General features: G+C 69.1%; 17 protein-coding genes. 8 read left to right on the top strand and 9 right to left on the bottom strand.

The genetic code is table 11. The annotated features are described in order from the left end of the window. Positions 1-87: 87 nt before the first annotated feature. The 4 genes from ACZK4S_RS08285 to ACZK4S_RS08270 are packed head-to-tail and all read right to left on the bottom strand — an operon-like array spanning position 88 to position 3,641. Entirely contained in the window at positions 88-738 is a 651-nt protein-coding gene (locus ACZK4S_RS08285) for a thymidine kinase (protein WP_076058760.1), read from the bottom strand. Next, positions 731-1,972: a glycosyltransferase gene (locus ACZK4S_RS08280; RefSeq protein ID WP_463643951.1), complete on the bottom strand. Its 1,242-nt coding sequence runs from the start codon at positions 1,970-1,972 to the stop codon at positions 731-733. The genes ACZK4S_RS08285 and ACZK4S_RS08280 overlap by 8 nt, the downstream gene beginning before the upstream one ends. Continuing rightward, on the bottom strand, positions 1,969-3,087 hold the full coding sequence (locus tag ACZK4S_RS08275; RefSeq protein ID WP_076058756.1) for an alkaline phosphatase family protein: 1,119 nt from the start codon (positions 3,085-3,087) through the stop codon (positions 1,969-1,971). The genes ACZK4S_RS08280 and ACZK4S_RS08275 overlap by 4 nt, the downstream gene beginning before the upstream one ends. After that, the gene (locus ACZK4S_RS08270; RefSeq protein WP_076058754.1) at positions 3,087-3,641 is read right to left on the bottom strand and encodes a DUF5998 family protein; all 555 of its coding nucleotides are present in this window, start codon (positions 3,639-3,641) and stop codon (positions 3,087-3,089) included. Before ACZK4S_RS08270 ends, ACZK4S_RS08275 begins: the two co-directional genes overlap by 1 nt. A 37-nt stretch (positions 3,642-3,678) precedes the next feature. Between ACZK4S_RS08270 and ACZK4S_RS08265 the strand changes: the two genes are divergently transcribed. The 3 genes from ACZK4S_RS08265 to ACZK4S_RS08255 are packed head-to-tail and all read left to right on the top strand — an operon-like array spanning position 3,679 to position 7,737. Continuing rightward, the gene (locus ACZK4S_RS08265) at positions 3,679-4,707 is read left to right on the top strand and encodes an App1 family protein phosphatidate phosphatase (protein ID WP_463643950.1); all 1,029 of its coding nucleotides are present in this window, start codon (positions 3,679-3,681) and stop codon (positions 4,705-4,707) included. A 25-nt stretch (positions 4,708-4,732) separates the two neighbouring features. Then, entirely contained in the window at positions 4,733-7,213 is a 2,481-nt protein-coding gene (locus ACZK4S_RS08260; RefSeq protein ID WP_463643949.1) for a DNA gyrase/topoisomerase IV subunit A, read from the top strand. A 29-nt stretch (positions 7,214-7,242) separates the two neighbouring features. After that, entirely contained in the window at positions 7,243-7,737 is a 495-nt protein-coding gene (locus tag ACZK4S_RS08255) for a beta-class carbonic anhydrase (protein WP_076058748.1), read from the top strand. A 30-nt stretch (positions 7,738-7,767) separates the two neighbouring features. Here the strand turns inward: ACZK4S_RS08255 and ACZK4S_RS08250 are convergent, their stop codons facing one another. Next, complete coding sequence (locus ACZK4S_RS08250; protein ID WP_076058746.1) at positions 7,768-8,436, bottom strand: FadR/GntR family transcriptional regulator; 669 nt, start codon at positions 8,434-8,436, stop codon at positions 7,768-7,770. Positions 8,437-8,535: 99 nt separating this feature from the next. Here ACZK4S_RS08250 and ACZK4S_RS08245 point away from each other — a divergent pair, with 99 nt between their 5' ends. From ACZK4S_RS08245 to ACZK4S_RS08230, 4 genes are read left to right on the top strand one after another with little or no spacing between them, the layout of a single operon-like run. Next, on the top strand, positions 8,536-10,227 hold the full coding sequence (locus ACZK4S_RS08245) for an L-lactate permease (protein WP_076058743.1): 1,692 nt from the start codon (positions 8,536-8,538) through the stop codon (positions 10,225-10,227). A 19-nt stretch (positions 10,228-10,246) separates the two neighbouring features. Next, positions 10,247-10,999, top strand: a complete 753-nt coding sequence (locus tag ACZK4S_RS08240; protein WP_076058741.1) for a (Fe-S)-binding protein — start codon at positions 10,247-10,249, stop codon at positions 10,997-10,999. Then, positions 10,996-12,465 carry a LutB/LldF family L-lactate oxidation iron-sulfur protein gene (locus ACZK4S_RS08235; RefSeq protein WP_463643948.1) on the top strand — a complete coding sequence of 490 codons (1,470 nt, stop codon included), beginning with the start codon at positions 10,996-10,998 and terminating at the stop codon, positions 12,463-12,465. Before ACZK4S_RS08240 ends, ACZK4S_RS08235 begins: the two co-directional genes overlap by 4 nt. Further along, on the top strand, positions 12,462-13,115 hold the full coding sequence (locus ACZK4S_RS08230; protein ID WP_076058736.1) for a LutC/YkgG family protein: 654 nt from the start codon (positions 12,462-12,464) through the stop codon (positions 13,113-13,115). The genes ACZK4S_RS08235 and ACZK4S_RS08230 overlap by 4 nt, the downstream gene beginning before the upstream one ends. 27 nt (positions 13,116-13,142) lie before the next feature. Here ACZK4S_RS08230 and ACZK4S_RS08225 read toward each other — a convergent pair whose 3' ends face one another. Further along, complete coding sequence (locus tag ACZK4S_RS08225) at positions 13,143-15,284, bottom strand: DNA gyrase/topoisomerase IV subunit B (RefSeq protein ID WP_083665327.1); 2,142 nt, start codon at positions 15,282-15,284, stop codon at positions 13,143-13,145. Between the two features lie 59 nt (positions 15,285-15,343). On the opposite strand from ACZK4S_RS08225, the gene ACZK4S_RS08220 reads away from it, so the two are divergent. Then, entirely contained in the window at positions 15,344-15,544 is a 201-nt protein-coding gene (locus tag ACZK4S_RS08220) for a DUF7455 domain-containing protein (protein WP_143570855.1), read from the top strand. Here the strand turns inward: ACZK4S_RS08220 and nudC are convergent. From nudC to ACZK4S_RS08205, 3 genes are read right to left on the bottom strand one after another with little or no spacing between them, the layout of a single operon-like run. Beyond that, positions 15,531-16,361: an NAD(+) diphosphatase gene (gene nudC, locus ACZK4S_RS08215; protein ID WP_083665326.1), complete on the bottom strand. Its 831-nt coding sequence runs from the start codon at positions 16,359-16,361 to the stop codon at positions 15,531-15,533. The two genes, ACZK4S_RS08220 and nudC, sit on opposite strands and share 14 nt — an antisense overlap. Then, entirely contained in the window at positions 16,358-19,531 is a 3,174-nt protein-coding gene (locus ACZK4S_RS08210; RefSeq protein ID WP_463643947.1) for an ATP-dependent helicase, read from the bottom strand. The genes nudC and ACZK4S_RS08210 overlap by 4 nt, the downstream gene beginning before the upstream one ends. After that, positions 19,528-22,626 carry an ATP-dependent helicase gene (locus ACZK4S_RS08205; protein ID WP_463643946.1) on the bottom strand — a complete coding sequence of 1,033 codons (3,099 nt, stop codon included), beginning with the start codon at positions 22,624-22,626 and terminating at the stop codon, positions 19,528-19,530. Before ACZK4S_RS08205 ends, ACZK4S_RS08210 begins: the two co-directional genes overlap by 4 nt. Positions 22,627-22,647 lie beyond the last annotated feature (21 nt).

Genomic DNA, 22,647 nt, shown 5'->3' with positions numbered 1-22,647 from the left:
CCTCCCCGACCCTTCGGGGCATTGGGAACCGCGGACGCCGTATTGCGAAGGGCGAGTGCGCGTTTGCGCAGCGGGGTCAGTGGCTTGTCACAGGGCACTGTCGTCGAAAGGCAACGGATCCGGAGACAGCGTCGCCCGAGCCCTCGTCGCCGTCATCCGCCGACGGTGGTGCATGCGGCACAGCACCTCGTAGCGCACCTCTTCGCCCGCCGCGGTGTCACCCACCACGACCTGCGAACCCTCGGTGACCATCAACCCGTCGACGGTGCGCGCGTTGTGCGTTCCGCGGGCGCCGCACCAGCACAGCGGCCCCAGCGACAGCATCTCGAGCCTGTCTGCCAGCTCCACCAATCGTTTGGAGCCCGGGAACAGCTCCGTGCGGAAATCGGCGAGGATCCCGAACGCGTAGACGTCGAGTTGGAGTTCGTCGACGATCCGCCCCAACTGGTCGATCTGTTCCGCCGTGTAGAACTGGACCTCGTCACACACCAGGTAGTCGACGATGCGGCCGCTGGTCAGTTCGGTGATGACGTAGCGCCAGAAGTCGAACTCCGCTGAGACCTCGATGGCGCGGGCGCTCAGCCCCAGTCTGGAGGTGATCACGCCCTGCCCCGCCCGGTCCTGAGAACTGAAGACCCGTCCCCGCCGTCCATGGGTGGAATGGACGTGGTCCAGTTGCAGGGCCATCGTGGACTTGCCACAGTCCATCGGTCCGCTGTGGAACACAAGTTCAGCCATGTCTCCTCGGCATCCTGATCGCTTCTTCGTACACCTCGACGTAGGCGTCGGCCATGTCCGATGGCCGCAACCGCACGTCCACCTCGCGGTATCCCCGGCGCAACGCTGCAAGCCGGCCGGGTTCCGCCATCTCCCGTAGCCCGACGGCCAGCGCCTGCATGTCCGGGGCCACCAGGCGGCTGGTGGCAGGACTCAGTCCAGCGGTCAGCCGGTCGTCGCAATACAGCACCGGCAGCTCAGCGGCGCCGGCCTCGAGGATGACCATGGGCTGTACGTCGAAACGGTACGAACTGAGCACCATCGCGTCCGCCATCAGGTACTGCTCGGCCACGGCCTCGCGCTCGGAGAGCGCCCCGAGGAACCGCACGCCCGGCCCGGCGAGGGTCTCCAGACGGGCGCGCTGGTCGCCGTCGCCGACAATGACCAGTTCGGCACCGGGGATCCCGGCCCGGTTGAAGGCCCGGATGGCCACGTCGAGGCGTTTCTCCTTGGCAAGTCTGCCGATGCTCAGGAAGCGCACTGCGCTGCTGTCGGTCCTGCGCGGGGCCTCGACGCCGACGAAGGTGTCGGCCGACGCGTTGCGGATCTCCCGGCCAGCGATGGGCTGCGCGACGGCGGCCTCGATGTTGTCCAGCATGTACTGGGCGGGACTGGTCACACGATCGACGTGGGCCGCGATCCACCCCAGGGAGCGCCAATCCATCCGCGTGAAGAAGCCGTTGTTGTCCGGCTCCGCGGTGCGGGGCGGCAACGCCGAAGTGAAGCGCGGCGGCCGTTTGGAGGCCAGCGCCAGCGCGCGGGTGACCAGCACCTCGTAGCCGAGCGACCCGAACACGGCCTTCACCGGCAGCGTGCTGTGGGTGCCGGCGATGTTGGCATGGAAGGTGTGCACGTGCGGGATGTTCTGCAGGCGCGCCAGGCGGGCGCCCAGCACCACCGCGCCCCGCTCCGTCTGGGAGTGCACGACGTCGAACGCGGCCCTCGCGGAGATCCTGCGGGCCAGACGCTCCGTCGGCTGCAGCACACTCAGGTGCGAGGGCAGGCCCTCTCTGTACAGCACGGGGCAGGCGATGGTCCGTGCCCCGGGTGGCGGCACCAGGTGCCGGTCCGGCGCGATGAGGGTGACGTCGTGACCGAGGCGGGTGAGCTCCTCCAGTTGCGTCTGTACGGATCTGGAGATGCCCCCCGAGGCGGGGAAGAAGTCGTCGATCAGGATCGCGATGCGCAGGCTCACCGGCCACCCCCGTGCATCAGCAGGGGGACCTCCATCTCGGCCGCGGTGAGGGAGCCGTGCATGCCCACCAGGGAGAACTCGCCGGGCGTGGCGTACGTCATCGCCGCCCAGGTACCGGTCATCGCCGCCACGACGTCCCCGATGCGCGCGGAGCTCATGTTGGACACGTTGGGTCCGAACCAGCCCGCCTCGATGGCCTCTTCACGACGGAGCACCAGCGCCCGCTCACCGAACACCGATTCCCAGGCCCAGGCCAGGGCCCGGGGGTCCTCGCCGTAGACGTGGCGGAATCGGGGCTCGCCGCCCAGGTGCGAGTAGCCGGCGAGCCGCGGTTCATCCTCGACGATGACGCGGGTGTCCTCAGGGACGTTCAGCATGCCGTGGTCGCCAGTGATGAGCAGACACACCGACGGCGGCAGGGTCTCCACGAGGTGGGCGACGTAGTCGTCGATGACGGCCAACCGGTCGAGCCACTGCCAGCTGCCCGTCCCGTGGGAGTGGCCGTCCGAGTCGAGGAGCCGTTCATAGAGGTAAACGACGTCCGATTCGCGCAGCGCCTCCGTCACGTGGCCGGTGATCTCGTCCACATCGCCCTCATTGGCCACCGGGAACAGCCGGGTACCCGCGAAGGCGACCCTGGTGAGTGCGCTGCCGGCGAACCGCTCCAGCGTCACGGCCGCGCTGGGCCGCCCCTGGGAGGCCAGGCGCTGGAACACGGTGGGCTTCTGAGCGAACCCCTCGATGTCGTCGGGGCCGCCCTCCCAGGTGAGCGAATTGATGACCCGGCCCACCGTCGGCTCGTAGAAGCTGTAGCCCATCACCCCGTGCTCACCCGGCGTGGCGCCGCAGCCCAGCGACGTCAGCGACGTGGCGGTGGTGGACGGGACGGAACAGGTGAGCCGGTGGCCGCGGTCCAGGAGGCCGGCCATGGTCTCCGCGTGCGCGGCGTGCTCCCTGAGCTGGTGCCAGCCGAGCCCGTCGATCAGCAGCACGACGTACTGCCGGGCCTCGGGGATCTCGATCAGGGGGATCTCACCATCGAGCCGAGCCACGACGCTGGGCAGGAGGTTGGCGAGCGACAGGTCCCCGTAGCGAGGATCCACGAACGTGAACATCAGGCGACCACCAGCTGGAGGGCGGCGCCGAAATCCACGAGTCGCTTGGCGTTCTCACCGTCCGCCGCGGGGCTCATGCGCACGGTGATGTCGTCGGGCTGCAGCACACCCGTGTAGCCGTGGTCCGCCTCGCAGGTGGGGTCCTCACACGTGGCCGGGCCCAGGTCGAGCCGGCGAGCGGCGCCCCAGACGATCGTCAGCCAGGCTTCGTTCAGCCCGGAGCGCGTCTCTGGATTGGCCATGGCCCGCGTCACCACGACGGAATCGATGGCCCGCAGCGCGACCACCTCAGAGGTGGCGAGCGCCTCTGCGCGGCCGCCCTCACCCTCGTCGATGTGACAGATCTGCAACTGCTGCTCCGTGAGGACCAGCACCGTCATGTGCCGGTGCAGTTCGTGCCCCGCGAAGGTGGCCTCGTGCTGCACGAGGTAGTGCAGCACCGGTCGACCCTGCAATCCCATCAGCACCGTCTCGGCAACGAGGCTGGGATAGAACCCGCATTCGGCGATCTCGTCAATGAGGCCGGTGGGGAGAGTCTGGTTGTCGGCGGTCACCGGGCCATTCTGTCACGGAGCCGGATAGGTTTGGTTCATGGCCTCTCGCCCCTTCATCGCAGCCCGCATGGAAGACCGACTCAACTCGCTGTTGAACAGCGCGCTCGGCCGCAGGGGCTGGCAGGAGTCGATCATCTCCTACACCGGCTACGGCACCAGCGAGCAGTTACGCATCCTCGCCCGGGTCGTGCTGCGCCCGTCCGACACGCTGGGCATCGTGCAGGCAGCCTCTGCCCTCATCTACCGCCGCGGCTGGCGCAACTTCATGGCCGCCGCCAAGGTCAACGCCATCGTGTCGGTGGTGATCGGCGACGTCCGTATCCCCGTCCAGGCAGACAGAGGCGGCTTCATCGACGTGCGCGTCCGGAACCCAGGGCTGGCGCCGGGCTGGCACTCGGTGACCCTCGAGGGCGAGGGTGGCGCCTCCGCGCTGGCCAGCGTCCAGGTGATCGGCGACGACGTGGACTTCGGCATCGTCAGCGACATCGACGACACCATCCTCAGCACCTCGCTCCCCCGGCCAATGCTCGCCGCCTGGAACTCGTTCGTGCTGACGGAACAGGCCCGCCAGGCCGTCCCCGGGATGGCGCGGCTGTACCAGCAACTGCTCGCCCAGCACCCCGGCGCACCCATCATCTTCATCTCGACGGGGGCCTGGAACACGTTCCCGATGATCAAGCGGTTCATCGCGCGGCACGGGATCCCGCAGGGCGCGATGCTGCTGACGGACTGGGGCCCCACCAACACCGGCTGGTTCCGCAGCGGCCCGGACCACAAGCGTCGCTGCCTGCGCGAACTGGCCCGTGACCTCCCCAACATCCGCTGGGTCCTCGTCGGCGACGACGGCCAGCACGACCCGGACCTGTACGCCGAGTTCGCCAGCCTCCAGCCCGAGCATGTCCGCGCCCGCGCCATCCGCCAACTGACGCCCGGCGAGCACACGTTGGCCCACGGCCTTCCCATGGAGGTGCCGCAGAGCGACGAAAGGTGGGAACCCGACACGGCGCCGGAGGTGCGTGCGCCTGACGGCGACGGTTTGGGCGATAAGCTCTCCAGGTTGCTGTAGTCCCACAACCTGAGGAGAGCGCCCGATGACCAAGCGGACGATCGACGACGAACTCAATGAGGAAGAACACATCCTCGACGTCGACGTCACCCAGGAGATGGAGACCAGCTTCCTGGAATACGCCTACTCGGTCATCTACTCCAGGGCACTGCCGGACGCCCGCGACGGACTCAAGCCCGTCCAGCGCCGCATCCTCTACTCGATGGACCAGATGGGGGTCCGACCCAACGTCAGCCACGTCAAGTGCGCCCGTGTCGTGGGCCAGGTCATGGGCCTCCTGCACCCCCACGGCGACACCGCCATCTACGACGCGCTGGTGCGCATGGGCCAGACGTGGTCCGTCCGCCTCCCCCTGATCGACGGGCACGGCAACTTCGGCTCCCTCGACGCCGGCCCGGCCGCCATGCGCTACACCGAATGCCGGATGGCGCTGCCCGCGCAGGCCATGACCCGGGGCATCGACGAGAACACCGTCGACTTCAAACCCAATTACGACGGCAAGGAGACCGAGCCCGTCGTCCTGCCGGCCGCGTTCCCCAACCTGCTGGTCAACGGCGCCGCGGGCATCGCGGTGGGCATGGCCACCAACATCGCGCCGCACAACCTCGTCGAAGTGATCGCCGGCCTCCAGCAACTCCTGAAGAACCCGGGCATCGAACTCGACGAGCTGATGCGCCACATCCCCGGCCCGGATTTCCCCACGGGCGGCAAGATCGTCGGGCTCGACGGTATCCGCGACGCCTACGCCACCGGCCGCGGTTCCCTCAAGCTGCGCGCCACCACCCGCATCGAGAAGGTCAGCCCCCGGCGCATGGGCATCGTGGTGACCGAACTGCCCTACATGATCGGGCCCGAGCGCATCATCGAGCAGATCAAGAAGGGCGTCCAGGACAAGAAGCTCACCGGCATCGCGGACGTCAAGGACCTCACGGACCTCGCCCACGGCACCCGCCTGGTCATCGAGGTGAAGAACGGCATCAACCCCGAGGCCCTGCTCGAGCAGCTCTTCAAGGCCACCAAGCTCGAGGACACCTTCGCCATCAATGCGGTGGCGCTCGTCGAAGGCCAGCCGCGCACGCTCACGCTGAAGGAGATGCTGGAGGTCTACCTCGACCACCGCCTCGACGTCACCCTGCGCCGCACGAACCACCGGCTCACCAAGGCCGAAGAACGCATGCATCTGGTGCGCGGTCTCATCATCGCCATCGCCGATATCGACGACGTGATCGCCATCATCCGTTCCTCCGACGACGGCGCCCAGGCCAAGGAACGCCTCATGGGCGCCTTCGACCTGGACGATCTGCAGGCCACCTACATCCTCGACATGCAGCTGCGGCGCCTCACCCGGTTCTCGACCATCGAGCTGGAGAAGGAGGCCGACGAACTGGCCACCACCATCGCCGGCCTGCGCGAGATCATCGAGGACCCGGCGGTGCTGCGCCGTCTCGTCAGCACCGAGCTCGCGGCGATGGCCAAGGAGTTCGGCACCCCGCGTCGCACCATCCTGCTGGCCTCCTCCGGCGTGCCCACCACGGTGAAGGCGGCGCCCCTCGAGGTGCCGGACCATCCATGCTGGGTGCTCCTGAGCGGCACGTGGCTGGTGGCGCGCACCAGTGACTTCGGCCCGCTCCCCACCGAGGGCCGGGCCGCGCACGACGTGGTCATCGCCAGGGTGAAGACGAGTGCCCACGGCGAATTCGGGGTGTTGACCAACCGCGGCCGCGTCCTCCGCTGCCGCGCCATCGAGTTGCCCACCGTCCCGCTGACGGCTTCGGGAACCAGCCTCCAGGGCGGCAGCCTCGCCCACGAACTGTGGCCCCTCGAGCCCGGTGAGCGAGCGCTGGGCCTGACCACCTTCGATACCGAGTCTCCGGGGCTGGCCCTCGGTACCCGTCAGGGCATCGTGAAGCGGGTCCGCCCGGATCTGCTGGTCCGCGACTCGTGGGAGGTCATCGCCCTCAAGGACGGCGACGAGGTGGTCGGCGCCGTCGAGCTGCACGACGAGTCGAAGCATCTGGCCTTCCTCAGTACCGACGCCCAGCTGCTCCATTTCCCGGCGTCCATCGTCAGGCCCCAGGGCCGCACCGGTGGCGGGATGGCCGGCATGAAGCTGTCGGCCGGCGCCACCGCCGTCTGGTTCGGCGCGGTCGACCCCGCCACGGACGACGTGGTCACCATCTCCGGCTCGTCGACCTCGCTGCCCGGTACCGAGACCGGCCTGGCGAAGGTCACGGCGTTGTCCGAGTTCCCGGCCAAGGGCCGGGCCACGGGCGGCGTGCGCGCGCACCGCTTCCTGAAGGGCGAGGACACCCTCCTCATCGCGGCCATCGGCCCACGCCCAGTGGTCGCCGCGGCCTCCAGCGGTTCGCCGGTCGAACTGCCCCGCGAACATGGACGACGCGACGGCTCCGGCACTCCGCTGTCCCAGCCGGTGACGATGCTGGCGGGCCGTGATGCGGGCGTCGCTCCCCGGACAGAAACCGGCGACACCCTCTTCGGGGAGTAACATTTCCGCGACGAAGGGATGCACCTCGCATGAGCGACTTTGACGACCTGATGGCGGCCAACAAAGCCTACGCAGCGGATTTCACCGATGGTTACTTCGACGGCATCGCCAAGGCGGGCGTCTGCATCGTGACCTGCATGGATTCGCGCATCGAGCCACTCGACATGGTCGGGTTGCGGATCGGCGACGCGAAGATCCTGCGCTCCCCCGGGGGACGGGTCACCACGTCGGTGGTCACCGGCTGCGTGCTGAGCGTCCAGCTCCTCCAGGTGGACCGCATCATGGTGGTGCCGCACACCCGCTGCGCCATGGCTTCCGGCACCGATGAGGATCTCCGCAGGGTCATCTCCGCCAAGACCGGCACGGATACGTCCTGGCTCTCGTTCGGGGCCAACCCTGATCAGGCTTCGCGGCTCCGCTCGGACGTGGACATGATCGCCAACCACCCGCTGATCAAGGGTCACGCCGAGGTCGGCGGCTTCATCTACGACGTCGACACCGGCCTTCTGACCCAGGTCCTCTAGCTCGCTGCTCGCCACCTCGGGGGCTGCTGTCTAGCTGAGCGCGGCGAGCGCGTTGCGCACGTGCTCCTCGCTCAGTTGGGCGGCGCGCTCCCCGTCGCCGGTTTCCAGGGCGTCGACGATGTGTACGTGTTCTTGGACCAGCCTGGCGCGTAGTTCCTCCCAGTGCGCCAGGCGCTCTTCAGCGCTGAGGATCCTCTCAGCCACCGCCTCGCGGATCGCGATGGTCATGTCGCGGATGAGCCGGTTCTCGCCGGCCGCGGCGATGGCGACGTGGAACGCGGTGTCCAGGTCGTTGAACGCGGCGGGCCGGGTCACGGTGACCATCTCCTCGGCGAGGCGCCTCACCTCTCCCATCGGCTGGCCCACGGCAGCCAGCGCGGCGGCGCGCTCCAGCACCACGCGTGTCTCGGTGATCTCGGCGAAGGAGACTGCCTCCAGCGCGACGTGCAGTTTCAGCATGCGGCCGAAGGCGACGCCCTGCCCCGTCCCGACGGTGGTGCCTCCGGCCCGCCCGGTGGCCGAGCTCAGCACGCCCTGGGCCTGCAGCACCTTGATGGCCTCACGGACCGCGCTGCGGCTTGCCCCGAGCTGGCTGGAGAGCTCGCGCTCGTTGGGCAGCCTGTCACCGGCTCCGAAGCGCCCGGCGAGGATCTCGCCCGTCAGGTAGTCGAGCGCGTTCTCAAAGCCGCCGGTGGTCATAGCACCCCATTGTGTCCCATCCAGTTGACAGCCGCGTCTCCAGAGCTTATGGTCTGACCATTAGTAATGGTCAGACCATATGAACGACGGAGTTCACCGATGTTGCTGGAAACCTTCCAACCGGTCACTAACCCCCTGGGCGCCCAGTGGCTGTCCGCGCTCGTGGCGGCCGTCCCGGTGATCGCGATGCTCATCACCCTCGGCGCGCTGCGCTGGAAGGCCCATCTCGCCGGCCCCTTCTCCTGGGCGACGGCCGTGCTGGTCGCCGTCACTGCCTTCGGCATGCCGCTGACCACCGCGCTGGCCACCAGCGTGCACGGCTTCGTCTACGGGCTGTTCCCCATCATCTGGATCCTGCTGACCGCCATCTGGATGTACGAGGTGACGGTGGCCTCCGGCCGCTTCGATGACCTGCGGCGCACCTTCTTCCTCATCTCGGATGACCCCCGGGTCCTGGGCCTCCTCATTGCGTTCAGCTTCGGCGGCCTCCTCGAGGCCCTCGCCGGCTTCGGCGCCCCCGTCGCCATCACCGCGGCCATGCTGATCGCGATCGGCTTCTCGCCCCTGCGCTCTGCGCTCATCGCGCTGCTCGCCAACACCGTCCCCGTCGCGTTCGGCGCCGTCGGCCTTCCGGTGCTGATGGCCGCCAAGACGGGCGGGTTCGACGACGTGCTGGCCATCTCCCCCATCACCGGCCGGCTGACCGCACTGCTGTGCCTCGTGGTGCCCTTCCTGCTCCTCGCGGTGATGGACGGAAAGCGCGGCCTACGTGAAGGCTGGCCCTTCGGCCTGGTCGTCGGCGTCACCTTCGGCATCGCCAAGTGGATCGTGTCCGCCACGCCCCTCTACAACCTCACCGAGGTGTTCGCCGCCGTGAGCAGCGTCATCGTGGCCATCGCCTTCCTCAAGGTGTGGCACCCGAGGGGTGGCGCGGAGGCGGCCCAACGGATCGGCATCAAGATCGACCCCGCCGTCGAGAAGGACGCACCGGTCGATGCCCGCCGCACCTCGGGCGAGGCACTGACCGGAGGCCGGATCATGATGGCACTGGTGCCCTACCTGCTCGTCATCGTGGTGTTCGGAGTCGCGGCGCTGCCGCCGGTGAAGGCCGCGCTGGCCGCCACCGACGTGAAGTTCGCCTGGCCCGGCCTGGGCGGGCTGCTGGACGTCGCCGGCAACCCGGCCGCCCACCAGTCCTACACGCTCGCCTGGGCGTCGACGCCGGGCATCCTGCTCGCCTTCGTGGCCATCGTCACCGGCCTCATCTACCGGATGGGCATCGGAGAGATCTTCGGCGTGCTGTGGACCAACGCGAAGAAGCTGCGCTTCGCGATGCTCACCATCGGCAGCGTCGTGGCGCTGGCCTACGTGATGGGCGACTCGGGCCAGACCCTGGCGCTCGGCCTCTTCTTCGCGGGCGCCGGCGCCCTCTACCCCTACGTGGCCCCGGTCCTCGGCTGGATCGGCACCTACGTGACCGGCTCCGACACGTCGGCCAACATCCTGTTCTCCAGCCTCCAATCCGGAGTGGGCGCCGAGATCGGCCCAGGCTCGCACCTCGGCACCGAATCGATGCGCGCGCTGCTCGTCGGCTCCAATGCGGCCGGCGGCGTGGTGGGCAAGATGATCTCGCCGCAGTCGCTGACGATCGCCGCCACCGCCATCGGCATCGCCGGCGCCGAGTCCACGATCCTGCGCCGCATCATCGGATGGAGCTTCGTGCTGCTCGCCCTGCTGTGCCTGCTCTCCGGGCTCATGTCCACCCCCGTGCTCTCCTGGCTGCTCCCCTGATCCCCGAAAGGCCACTGCCATGAACGTCAACCCCCACGTCGCGTTGTTCGCTACGTGCATCACCGACACCATGAAACCGTCGGTGCCCATCGCCACAGTGCGACTCCTCGAGCGCCTCGGGTGCCGCGTCTCGTACCCGGAACGCCAGACCTGCTGTGGGCAGATCATGACCAACACCGGCTACTGGGACGAGGCGGTGCCCACCGTGCGCAACTACGTGCGCTCATTCGGGGACTATGACTACATCGTCGCCCCCTCCGGTTCCTGCGTCGGTTCCGTGCGGGAGCAGCACCCCATGCTCGCCCGCCACGCCGGCGATGCCGGCCTCGAACGCGACGCGACGGCGACGGCGGCCCGCACCTACGAGCTGAGCGAGTTCATCGTCGACGTGCTCGGCGTCACCGACGTGGGCGCCTACTTCCCGCACCGCGTGACCTACCACCCCACCTGCCATTCGGTGCGGGTCGCCAAGGTGGGCGACCGCCCCCTGAGGCTGTTGAGGGACGTGCGCGGCATCGACCTGATCGACCTGCCGAAGGCCGAGGAGTGCTGCGGCTTCGGCGGCACCTTCTCCCTCAAGAACCCTGACGTGTCCATCGCCATGGCCTCCGACAAGGCCCGCCATGTGCGCACCACCGGCGCCGAGTACCTCGTGGCCGGAGACCACGCGTGCCTGATGAACATCGGCGGCGTGCTGCACCGCGGCCGCTCCGGCGTCAAGACCATCCACCTGGCCGAGATCCTGGCCGCCACCGAGGAGGACGCGCGATGAACCGCCGCACCCCTGAGCCCGGCTCGTGGCTGGGCATCCCCGAGTTCCCGCAGGCAGCGAAGGCGAGTCTGCAGAACGCGGAGCAACGCAAGAACCTCACCCACGCGACGTCGACCATCCGCGCCAAGCGCATCGTCCGCGCCTCGGAGGTGCCCGAATGGGAGGAGCTGCGCACCGCGGCGGCCCAGATCAAGGACCGCGTGGCACGCCACCTCGAGCGCTACCTCCTGCAGGCCGAGGAGGCCATGACAGCAGCCGGCATCACCGTGCACTGGGCACGTGACGCGGCCGACGCCAACCGCATCGTCACGGACATCGCCAAGGCCAAGGGCGTCGACGAGGTGGTCAAGATCAAGTCGATGGTCACCCAGGAGATCGACCTCAACGAGCACCTCGAGGCCGAGGGCATCGCCGCCTGGGAGACGGACCTGGCCGAACTCATCGTGCAGTTGGGCCATGACCTGCCCAGCCACATCCTCGTGCCCGCCATCCACCGCAACCGCTCCGAGGTGCGCGAGATCTTCAAGGAGGAGATGGGCCGCTACGGTAGGCCCGCCCCCGAGCCCATCTCCGACGACCCGGCCGAACTCGCCGAGGCCGCCCGCCTGCACCTGCGCGAGAAGTTCCTGCGCGCGAAGATGGCTGTCTCCGGCGGCAACTTCATCGTGGCCGACACCGGCACGCTCGTCATCGTCGAATCCGAGGGCAACGGCCGCATGTGCCTGACCCTCCCCGAGACGCTGGTCTCCGTCGTCGGCATCGAGAAGGTGCTCCCGACGCTGGAGGACCTGGAGGTCTTCCTCAAGTTGCTCCCCCGCTCCTCCACCGGCGAGCGCATGAACCCGTACACCTCGATGTGGACGGGCGTGACGCCCGGCGAAGGCCCGCAGGACCTCCACGTGGTGCTGCTCGACAACGGACGCACCGACGTCCTGGCCGATCCCGAGGGCCGCGCTGCGCTGCGCTGCATCCGCTGCTCCGCCTGCCTCAACATCTGCCCCGTGTACGAGCGGGTGGGCGGCCACGCCTACGGGTCGCCGTACCCCGGCCCCATCGGCGCCATCCTCGGCCCGCAACTGCGCGGCATGGACGACGCGAACACGCGCGCGCTGCCGTTCGCCTCGACGCTGTGCGGCGCCTGCAACGAGGTGTGCCCGGTGCGGATCCCGTTCACCGACATCCTGGTGCACCTGCGCCACAAGGCCGTCGAACGCAAGACGGCCAAGCACCCCACCGGTGAGCAACTGCTGATGAAGGGCGCCGGCTGGGTGATGAAGGACGGCCGGAACCTGGCGTCGGTCCAACTCGGCAGCCGCTTCGCCGGCCGCATTTTCCGCGGCAAGTGGCTCGGCCCCATGCCCATCCCGCTGGCCTCGCGCTGGCTGCAGGCCCGCGACGCCGAAGCCCCACCCACGCAGACCTTCCGCCAGTGGTGGAAGGACGAGCACGAAGGAGACGAACAATGAGCGCACGCGAAGAGGTGTTGCAACGCATCCGCCGAGCCACCCAGGACGTCACCGAAACGGATCCGATGGTCGACGTGCCCGTCGACTGGGTCTACGGCCGCCCCCTGGGCACCAAGGACGTGATCGCGGACTTCGTCGAGAAGGTCGAGGACTACAAGGCCGCGGTCCGCCGCTGCGCCCCCGACGGGGCGGCGGCCATGATCGTCGAAGCCCTGGAAGCGTTGGACACGAAGAGCATCGTGGTGCCGGCGGGGTTCCCCGAGGCGTGGATCGCAGCGCTCCGACATGCCGGCTTCGCGCTGCACCGCGACGACCCGCAGTTGACCCACGCCGAGCTGAACGCCATCGACGCGGTGGTGACGACGGCGGCGGTCGGCATGGCTGATTCGGGCACGATCGCCCTCGACCACGGCGAGGGTCAGGGCCGCCGCGCCCTGACACTGCTTCCGGACCGCCACATCTGCGTGGTGCACGAGTACCAGGTGGTGAGCGACGTTCCCGAGGGCATCGCCCGGCTGGCTCCGGCGATCCGCGAGCGTCGCCCGGTCACGTGGTTGAGCGGCGGCTCAGCGACGAGCGACATCGAGTTGAGCCGGGTCGAGGGCGTCCACGGCCCGCGCCACCTCTCCGTCGTCCTCGTCGCTGACTGACGCCGGCTCAGCAGGCGGGAACCAGCGTCAGGCGTCGATGCGATCCGCTTCAAGGGCGTAAGCACCCTCGATGATGAACTCTTTACGAGGAGCCACTTCGTTGCCCATGAGGACCTCGAAGACGCGCTCGGCAGCTTCCGCATCGTCGACGGTGAGCCTGCGCAGCATCCGGTGCTTCGGGCTCATCGTGGTGTCTGCCAGCTGGTCCGCGTCCATCTCACCGAGGCCCTTGTAGCGCTGCGGCTCCTTGAACTTCTGTCCCCGCTTGGTGAGTTCGAGCGACTTGCGCTGGTACTCGGCATCTGAGTACGTGTAGATGTACTTGTCGTAGCCCTTCTTGGGGTTGATCAGCTCGAACCGGTGCAGCGGTGGAACGGCTGAGAACACGCGGCCGGCCTCCACGAGGGGGCGCATGTAACGGAAGAAGAGGGTGGCGAGCAGGCAGCGGATGTGGGCGCCGTCGGAATCCGCGTCCGCCATGAAGATGATCTTGCCGTAGCGGGCCGAATCCACGTCGAAGGAGCGGCCGGACCCGGCGCCCACCACCTGGATGATCGAGGCGCACTCGGCGTTCTTCAGCATGTCGCCGATGGAGGCCTTCTGCACGTTGAGGATCTTGCCCCGGATGGGCAGCAGCGCCTGGAACTCCGAATTGCGGGCCACGTTCGCGGTGCCCAGTGCAGAGTCGCCCTCCACGATGAACAGTTCGGTGCTGTCCACCGCGGTGGAGCGACAGTCCTTCAGCTTGGGCGGCAGCGTCGAGGATTCGAGGGCGTTCTTGCGGCGTTGGGTCTCCCGGTGCGCACGTGCCTGCACGCGCGTGCGCGCGGCCGAGACAACCTTCTCCTGCAAGGTGCGTGCCATCTGTCGCGTCTTGGGGGAGGTGAGGAACTTGCCCATCTCCGACTCCACGACGCGCGCCACCAGCCGGTTGACGGCGGGGGTGCCCAGCACCTCCTTGGTCTGGCCCTCGAACTGCGGCTCGGCCAGACGCACCGTCACGACGGCGGTCATGCCTTCGACGCAGTCTTCCTTGACCACTTCCTCGCCGGCCTTCAGGAGCCCGCGGGTGCCCTCATAGGACTTGACCAGCGCACGGGTGAGGCCCCGCTCGAAGCCCTGCACGTGGGTGCCGCCCTTCGGGGTGGCGATGATGTTCACGAACGACTTCAGCACCGTGTCGTAGCCGGTGCCCCAGCGCAGCGCGATGTTCACGTCGAGGTCGCGTTCCACGTCGGTGGGGGTCATCGCGCCACTGTCGTCGAGCATGGGCACAGTCTCCACGAAGGAGTCCCTGCCCTCCAGCCGGATGATCTCGGTGAGCGCGGCGTCCGGCGCCAGGAAATCAGCGAATTCGGTGATCCCGCCCACGTGCAGGAACGTTTCGACGGCGGGCTCACCGGCGCGCGCATCCGTGACCTCGATCTTGAGGCCGGGCACCAGGAAGGACGTCTGACGCGCGCGGTCATGGAGGTGGCGGAGGGACAATTCGGCGTCTGCGAGGAAGATCTGCCTGTCCGGCCAGTACCGCACGCGGGTGCCCGACTTGGCCTTGGCAACCTTCTTGATCTTGCGGATGCCGCTGGCGGGGGTGAAGTTCGCCTCAGGACCTTCGCCGTCGAAGACGCCGGGTACGCCACGGCGGAAGCTCATCTCCCAGGTGCTGCCGTCGCGGTCCACCTGGACATCGAGGCGCGACGACAGCGCGTTGACGACGGAGGCGCCGACGCCGTGCAGGCCGCCGGTGGCCGTGTAGGACGAGTTGCCGAACTTACCGCCCGCATGCAGCTTGGTGAAGACCACCTCGACGCCGCTGAGCCCGGTGCGGGGTTCCTTGTCCACCGGCACACCGCGGGCGTGGTCGTGCACGCTGACGGAACCGTCGGCGCCCAGCATCACCTCGATCTCCTCGCCGAAGCCGGCCAGGGCCTCGTCCACGGCGTTGTCGATGATCTCCCAGAGGCAGTGCATGAGACCGCGGGTGTCCGTCGAGCCGATGTACATGGCAGGCCGCTTGCGCACGGCCTCGAGCCCTTCGAGGACGAGAAGGTTCTTCGCCTCGTAGTCACGGGACAGCGGTGGGGTCTTCGGGGTCTGCACCCAGACAGGGTACCCGTGCGCACCGACGGACCGTGTCAGTGAAACGCGGGCGCGGCGCCCAGGGAACATTCCGCCCCCCAGGTACGTTGATACATGAGAAGGTAAGAAAGATAAGGCAGGAGGCCATGATGACCGAACTCGCAACGGATCCCACCCTGACCGCTGTCGATCGCTGCGATCGCTGCGGCGCCCAGGCCTACCTGCGCGTATTCCTCCAGTCCGGCGGTGAGCTGCTCTTCTGCGCCCACCACGCCGCTGCCCACAAGGAGAAGCTCCTTGAGGTGGCCACCCGGATCCAGGACGAAACCAGCAGGCTCAACCAGAACTGAGCCAGCGCTGAATGAGGGCCCGCGCAAGCGAGGCCCCGGCAGGGAGGATCACCTCACCCGCAGCCAAGGCGGCGGCGAGATCTGACCGGGTGTAATACGCACCCTCAGAGATCTCGTCGCCGTCCACTGTTATCTGCGCATCTTCGGCACGGGCCTGGAACCCGAGCATCAGTGAACGAGGCATGGGCCACGGCTCGGAACCGAAGTACGTCAGGGACGTCAGCCGCGCCCCCACCTCTTCGTGCACCTCGCGGTGCACCGCCTGTTCAACAGACTCGCCCGCTTCGATGAACCCTGCGATGACCGAGATGCGTCCGCGCGCCCACTGCGCCTGCCTGGCCAGCAGCAGCCTGTCGTCGGGATCTGTGACCGCCACGATGACGCACGGGTCGATGCGGGGGAACTGGAGTGTTCCGCAGCCGGTGCAGATGCGCCGGGCACCGGCCTGATCCGGCCTGGTGGCCGAACCGCAGTTCTCGCACGGCGGCTGCCCGGCGTGCCACCGGGCGAGCGCGACGCCGGTGGCCAACGGGTCAAGCGAATCCGGCTGGGTGTCGCGCCAGCTCATGGCCTCGCCAGAGACAGCGTCGACGCCGCGGGCGAACCACGCCACACCCTCGACGATGCCCAACAGGATGTCCTCGGGCTGCCTCGCCCCCGGCGACCGCAGCGGGCGTGGGCGTCCCTGTTCCGACGCGATCGTGCCCTCGGCGTCCACCTCGACGACCACGGCACCCCGCCACAGCGCTTCCACCTCTGCTGCACCGCGCCCGATGGGCAGCCGGTCCAGCGGGGAGCGATCCAGCCACCTGCTCATGCTTCAGCAACCTCCAGGGCCCGGTCGACGAGGCCGACGGGGGCCTCCACGAACCTCAACTGGTCCGTCAGCACATGGTAGAACGCCGCACCCACTGCGGCCGGATCCACTCCACGGGCCTCCGCCCAGGCCTGCCGGTACACCGCGAGCTGGAGGGGATCTGCTGCCTGGTTGGAGGTCTTCCAGTCCACGACGAGGTACTCGAGTCCGTCCCGGGGCCAGGCGTAGACAGCGTCGATGCGACCGCGCAGCACGTGCGGGCCCCGGCGCATGAGGAACGGCACCTCCACGCCCATCGGCATCCGGTGCGCGAACTGACCGGCCTCAAATGCTTCGATGAGCCTGGTCAGTTCCGCCGTGGCCGCCGTGGGTTGCGCCTCCAGTTCCTCCAACGAGGCGGGGAGGAGGAAGCGTTCCTGGAGCCATTCATGGAACCTGGAGCCCACGCGGGCGGCCGTCGAAGGTCTGCGGGGCATGCGCCGCAGCAGTCCGGCCGCGAACGCGCTCTGGTCTGTCTGAAGGGCGATCAGCGCGGTGGCCGACAGCCCGTCCGGCAGCGCCACCGAGCGGTCTCCGCGGCGTTGGGCCAGTTCGGTGAGGTGCCTGATGCTCTCGTCCCAGGCGGCGACAGTGGCGGCGTCCTCGTCTGCTATGACACCCGACTCCCACGTCCATCTCAACTGGTCCTGTTCGGTGGCATCGGCCAGTTCGGTGGCTCGGGTGATGAGCTCAGCGGCTGCCGCGCGCCGCGCGATGCCGTCCTCGTCGAGTTCGACGGGCCAGACGGCCCGGACCGGCTCTGCCGGGATGGGGTTGGTATCCGAGGAGCGGGTGGCGTTGTCGAGGTCCGTGCCGGCCGCCTCGCAGAGTTCGCGGATCACGGTGAAGTACGGGGACTCTGCCCGGGGACGGATGTTGCCGGGCGTCCAGAGGTGGGCCGAGGCCAGCAGCAGGCGTTTGGCGCGGGTGGCGGCGACGTACGCGAGCCGGTCCTCCGAGAGGCGGTGTTCGTCCTTCAGCGCGTCGCGGTACGCGTCGATGCCCTTCTTGGTGTGCTCCCCCAGTTGCGGAATCGAGCCCGCGTCGCCCCGCAGCGGCCCCGGCAGCACATCGGCCCGCTGGGGCCACACTCCGGACCTCGACTCCGACGGGAAGACCTTGTCCACGAGGCTGGGCAGGAACACCGTGTCCCACTCCAGGCCCTTGGCGCGGTGCACCGTCATGAGCTTGACCGAATCCTCCTCGCTGGGCACGGCCTGCATGAGGCCTTCGCCTTGTTCGGATTCGGCGTCGAGGTAGGCGATCAGGCCGGTGAGGCTGCCGTCGCCATCCACGTCGACGTAGCTGGCCACCTCTGCGACGAACCTGGCGACCTGGGTGGTGTCGGCGCCGGTGGCGATGAGTTCGGCCTCCAACCCGAGGGTGGCGATCACCCTGGTGACGAGGTCTGCCACCGGCTCGGAGGCATGCCGGCGGAGGGCGGTGATCTCGTGGTGGAAGCGGCCGAGCCGCCGGCGGCCCTCCGCGCTCAGCGGCGCGTCCCCGGGGTCTGCCACCGCGTCGAGGAGGCACACCACCTCGCCCGGGTCTGCCTGCGTGACGGCCCTGATGAGGTCGTCGCTCTCCGGGGTGCCGATGGCGGATTGCGTTGCCAGTTCCCGTGCCCGCGCCCCCAGCACCTCCATGTCGGTCAGCCCGAGGTTCCACCGCGGCCCCGTGAGGAGCATGGCAACCTCCGGATTGGCGGTCACGTCGTCCAGCACGCGCAGCGTGGCAACGATGGGGGCCACTTCCGGAAGGCCCAACAGCCCCCCGAGGCCGACGATCTCGACGGGCACGTCGCGGTCACGCAACGCCTCGAAGATGGGGGCGAGCGCCGCGTTACGCCTGACCAGGACGGCCTGGTCCTTCCAGGACCGGCCACCGTCATGCTGCGAGATGACAGTCTCCGCCAGCCAGTCGACCTCGTCGCGGAAGGTGTCGAACATGGCCGCCGCCACGGCGCCGGCTGGCGCCCCCTGGGGGGCCACGAGCGAAACGCCCTCCTCGCCAGGAGCAGCATGCAGCCCTGAAGCCAGCGAGTTGCCCACCTCCAGGATGCGGTGACCGCTACGCCGGTTGATGCTGAGCGTCTGGCGTTCGGCGGGGGCACCGTCTGAGCGACGGAACTGGTAGGGGAACTCGAGGATGTTGCCGGAGGCGGCGCCCCGCCATCCGTAGATGGCCTGGTAGGGGTCTCCGACGGCGGTGACGGGGAAGCCCATGGCATCCGAGTTCACCGGCCCCGTGAAAAGGCGGCGCAGCAGTTCGGCCTGGGCGGAGGACGTGTCCTGGTACTCGTCGAGGAGCACCACCCGGAACCGGTGGCGCAGTTCGCGGCCCACATCCGGGACCTCTGTGACCAGCCGGACTGATTCGCGCAGCTGGTCCGCGAATTCGACGACGCCGAGGCGGCGCTTGAGTTCCTGGTAGCGCATGACCAGCGAGAGGAGTTCGCGACGCTCCTCCGTTGCGTCCAGCGCCTTGGCCACGTCGCGCATGACCTTCCCCCGGAAGAGGGGCGCGTCGAGGAAGGCCGTCTCACTCCGGGCCGACTGCTCGAGGATCTGGCGGGGGGTCACCAGGTGGGAGGCCATCTCCGCGTCCAGGGAGAGCACCCGTTCCGGGATGGAGTGGTGGCTGAGGCGGCTGATGCTCCGGAAGGGCCCCGGCGCATCCGCCACCACCCTCGTGGCGAGGCGGAACCGGCTGGCGCCGGTGATCATGACCGGGTCCTTGTCGATGCCGATGCGCAGGCCGAACTCGCTCACCAGGCGGGCGGCGAAGGAATCGTAGGTCATCACCAGTTCGGCGCCCTCGCCCTCCGCGCCGGTCAGCACCCTGGCGCGCGCAAGCGCATCAGCCACCCTGCCGGCCAACTCTGCCGCCGCCTTGCGGGTGAAGGTGAGTCCCAACACCTGTTCCGGACGGACCTGACCGGTGCCCACCAACCAGACCACCCGCGCGGCCATGACGGTGGTCTTCCCACTGCCTGCGCCGGCGATGATCACAGCCGGCTCGAGCGGCGCGGTGATGCACGCCAGCTGCTCGTCCGAGAACGGAATGTCCAGCGCGTCACAGAGTTGCTGAGGATCTGTGAACAGCCGGGAACGGATGGGGTGGATGGTCATCGGTGGCCTGTCTTCCCCGGCGCGGCGAGTGCCGGGCACGAAGCCTTGAACGGGCAGTAGCGACATGCGGTGCACTCGGCCGCCTCGAACCGGCCACTCCGGAGGATGTCCACGGCGCTGGCGATCCTGTCATGCACCCAGGTGGGCCCCACTGTGAGTTCCTCCCCCTCGATGGCCGGCACGTCGTCGATGGATGGCTGTTCCACCATCGACGGGAGCGTTTCGCCGCCACGCAGGAACATCAGGGCGGGCGGTGCGACGCCGGCACTCTGGCCCGCAACGTCGTTGAAGGCGCCCAGGCTTGCCGCCAACTGGTATATGCCGAGCTGCGGGTTGTCCACCACCTCCGGTGGCCGCTGCACCTTCCTGGCCGTCTTGAGGTCCACGACGCGGAGCCTGCCGTCGGCGGTGCGCTCGAGCCTGTCGACGGTGCCCCTGAGCACCACCCGTTCCCCTGCCACGTCCAGCCCCACTTCGAAGGACTTCTCGACGGCCAGGAGCTCGTGCGGGTTGGTGGTCTGGTAGTTCGCGAAGCGCTCCACTGCGGCAAAGATCTCCGAGCGTTCAGTGGCGGACAGCCACTCGGTCTCGAACGGGATCTTCTCCCAGACCTCGTCCAGCCTGGCGTGCATCTGTGCGGCGGTGAGCCCCTCGGTGGCGGCATGCTTGGCCACGACGTGGACCACGTCGCCCACCGAGGCGCGGGACTGGCGGGACGGCTCCGCCTGAGCGCGTCTCGAGAGGAACCACATGCGCGGGCAACTGAGCAACTGCGCCAGCGAGGACCCGTTGAGGTGGATGGGGCCACGGTGTTCGTGCGCCGTCCCGCTGGTGTCGCGCATCCCCCACCAGGTGCCGGGCGAGGCTCCCGGGAAGGCCGACGCACCGTCGGGGTTCTGCACCGTGGCCATGGCCGCGAGCCGCAGCGCCGCGGCGCGCCGGAGCCCCGGTGCCGCTGTGTCATCTGTCATGACCCGCCGCAGTTCCCCCACCAAAGCCGAAGCGGACAGGAGTTGGCCCGGCCGACCGTTGACGCGGTGGGCCTCCGCTCCGAGCTCACCGAGGAACCGGGAGGGGCGCCCGCCCTCCCCGTCGACGCCCTGCACCGCCGAGACGTGCAGACCGGCGCGGGCACGGCTACAGGCGACGTAGAACAGTTGCCGCTCAGAGGACAGGTGTGATGCCTGCCCCGGGGCGGCGAGGCCGTCGGGGCCGAGGCGATCCGGGTCTACGAGCAGCCCGGCCCGGGTGAGGCGGGGCCACAGCCCCTCCTGGACGCCGATCACCCAGACGCGTTCCCACTCGAGGCCACGCGTGCGGTGCGCCGTCACCACCCGGACGCCCCGGCCGCCGATGTCGAGTTCGCGGCCGGTGTCTGCCGGGATCTCCTGACCGGACAACTCGGCGATGAAGGTGCGCGCACCGGCGGCACCGCGCAGGTCATCTGCGCGCGAGGCCTGTTCGAACAACTCGACCATGGCGTCCAGATCCGCGTCCGCCCGGCGGGACCCCCGCAGAGCGCGCTCCCGCAACTGCTCCGGCCACCCGGTGGCCGACCACAGGTGCCACAGCACCTCCTGTACCTCTGCGCCCCGCTCCGCCAGCGCCGTCCCCTCGGTCAGCAACCCGGCCAGGGCAGCGGCCTGGGCCGCTTCTGGGAGGTCGATCCCCTCCAGCAGCGACGGCTCGGAGAGAGACCGGCTGAGGAGCACCGCCGACGTCCCCTCCGTCCGATGCCGGGCGAGGAGCGCGCGACCCAGCCGTCGCTGGCCCACGCCGTCGAGGCCGCAGAGCGGCGAAGACAACAGCAGGCGGGTCTCGTCCGCCTCCGGAGCGCCACCGTCGGCGCAGATCCGCAGGGCGAGCAGCAACACGGAAACGGCCGGTTGTTCGGCCAGCGCGATCTCGTCACCGGAGACATCGACGGGGACGCCCAACCTGACGAGCTCCTTGGCCACGGCGCTCAGTTGCGCGCGCCCGGCCCGGGTCACCACCACCAGGTCTGCCCAGGACAGACCGTCCTGCGCCACGGCGGACCTCAACTGCGCGGCGACCTGCGCCAGTTCCGCGGATTCGTTGTCGTAGACCGACACCGTGACCTCGCCGCCACCGAGCACGGCCCCGAGGGGCGGTGAGGCCAGGCGCTGATCTAGGCGTTGCCGCAGGACCTCCAGCGACTCCGCCAGCACGGCCCGGCTCCGGAAGCCGCCCGTCAGCTGCGCCCGGCGGGCACCTGGAAGAGCCGCCAGGTCAGCCATTGCGGTGGGGCTGGCGCCGCGGTAGCCACCGATCCGTGAGTGCGGATCCCCCACCGCCAGCACCGGCAGGCCCAACCGCGCGAGGTCTCCGACGAGACCAACCTGTGCATGGTCCGACTCGTGCGCGTCATCGACGAGGACGGCGTCGAACGCGGCACGCACTCCCCCGGCGACCGACTGCTCGGTGAGCAGCAGCCGCGTGCGGTAGACGAGTTCGGCGTAATCCAGCGTGCCTGCGAAATCCGCGACGGTGAGGTATTCCTCGATGAAGACGGCTGCGGCCCGGAACAGTTCGTCCCCACCCGCCGTCGCCATGCCAGCGATGGATTCGGCATCGAGTGACAGCTGGCGCGCCCGTGCCAGCACCTCCCGCAGTTGGCGGGCGAACGCCCGGGTGCCGACCGCGGCCCTGAACTCCTCCGGCCACGCATCCGGGCCCATCCCCTCCAGGAGTTCACGGATCCGGGCCTCCTGCTCCGGCGCCCGCAGCAGGCGCCACGGGCTGTCCTCGTGGGGCCGGAACCGGCGCAGCAGGCCGAGCGACAGACCGTGGATGGTGGTGACGTGCGCCTCGGTCTGTGCCCTGTCGAGCCTGCGGGTGATGTCACGGCGGAGCGTCTGCGCTGCGGCTCGCGAGTGGGCCAGCACGATCAGTCGCTCCAGGGGGGAACCCGCCGCGACCCTGGCCGCAGCAGCCTCGGTGATGAGTGTGGTCTTGCCCGAACCGGGGCCACCGAGCACGACCGTGACGCCGTTGGCGGGCGCCGCCAACTCCGCCTGCTCGGCCGTGAGTGCCGGCATGACGACATGGCGGGGCGGCACCACTCGGAAACTCATGGGCACCATGCAACCATCCTG

The sequence above is a fragment of the Tessaracoccus zhenghani genome (assembly GCF_055326325.1).
The sequence above is the reverse complement of the archived record's forward strand: the minus strand, read 5'-3'. Positions and strand labels throughout refer to the sequence as shown.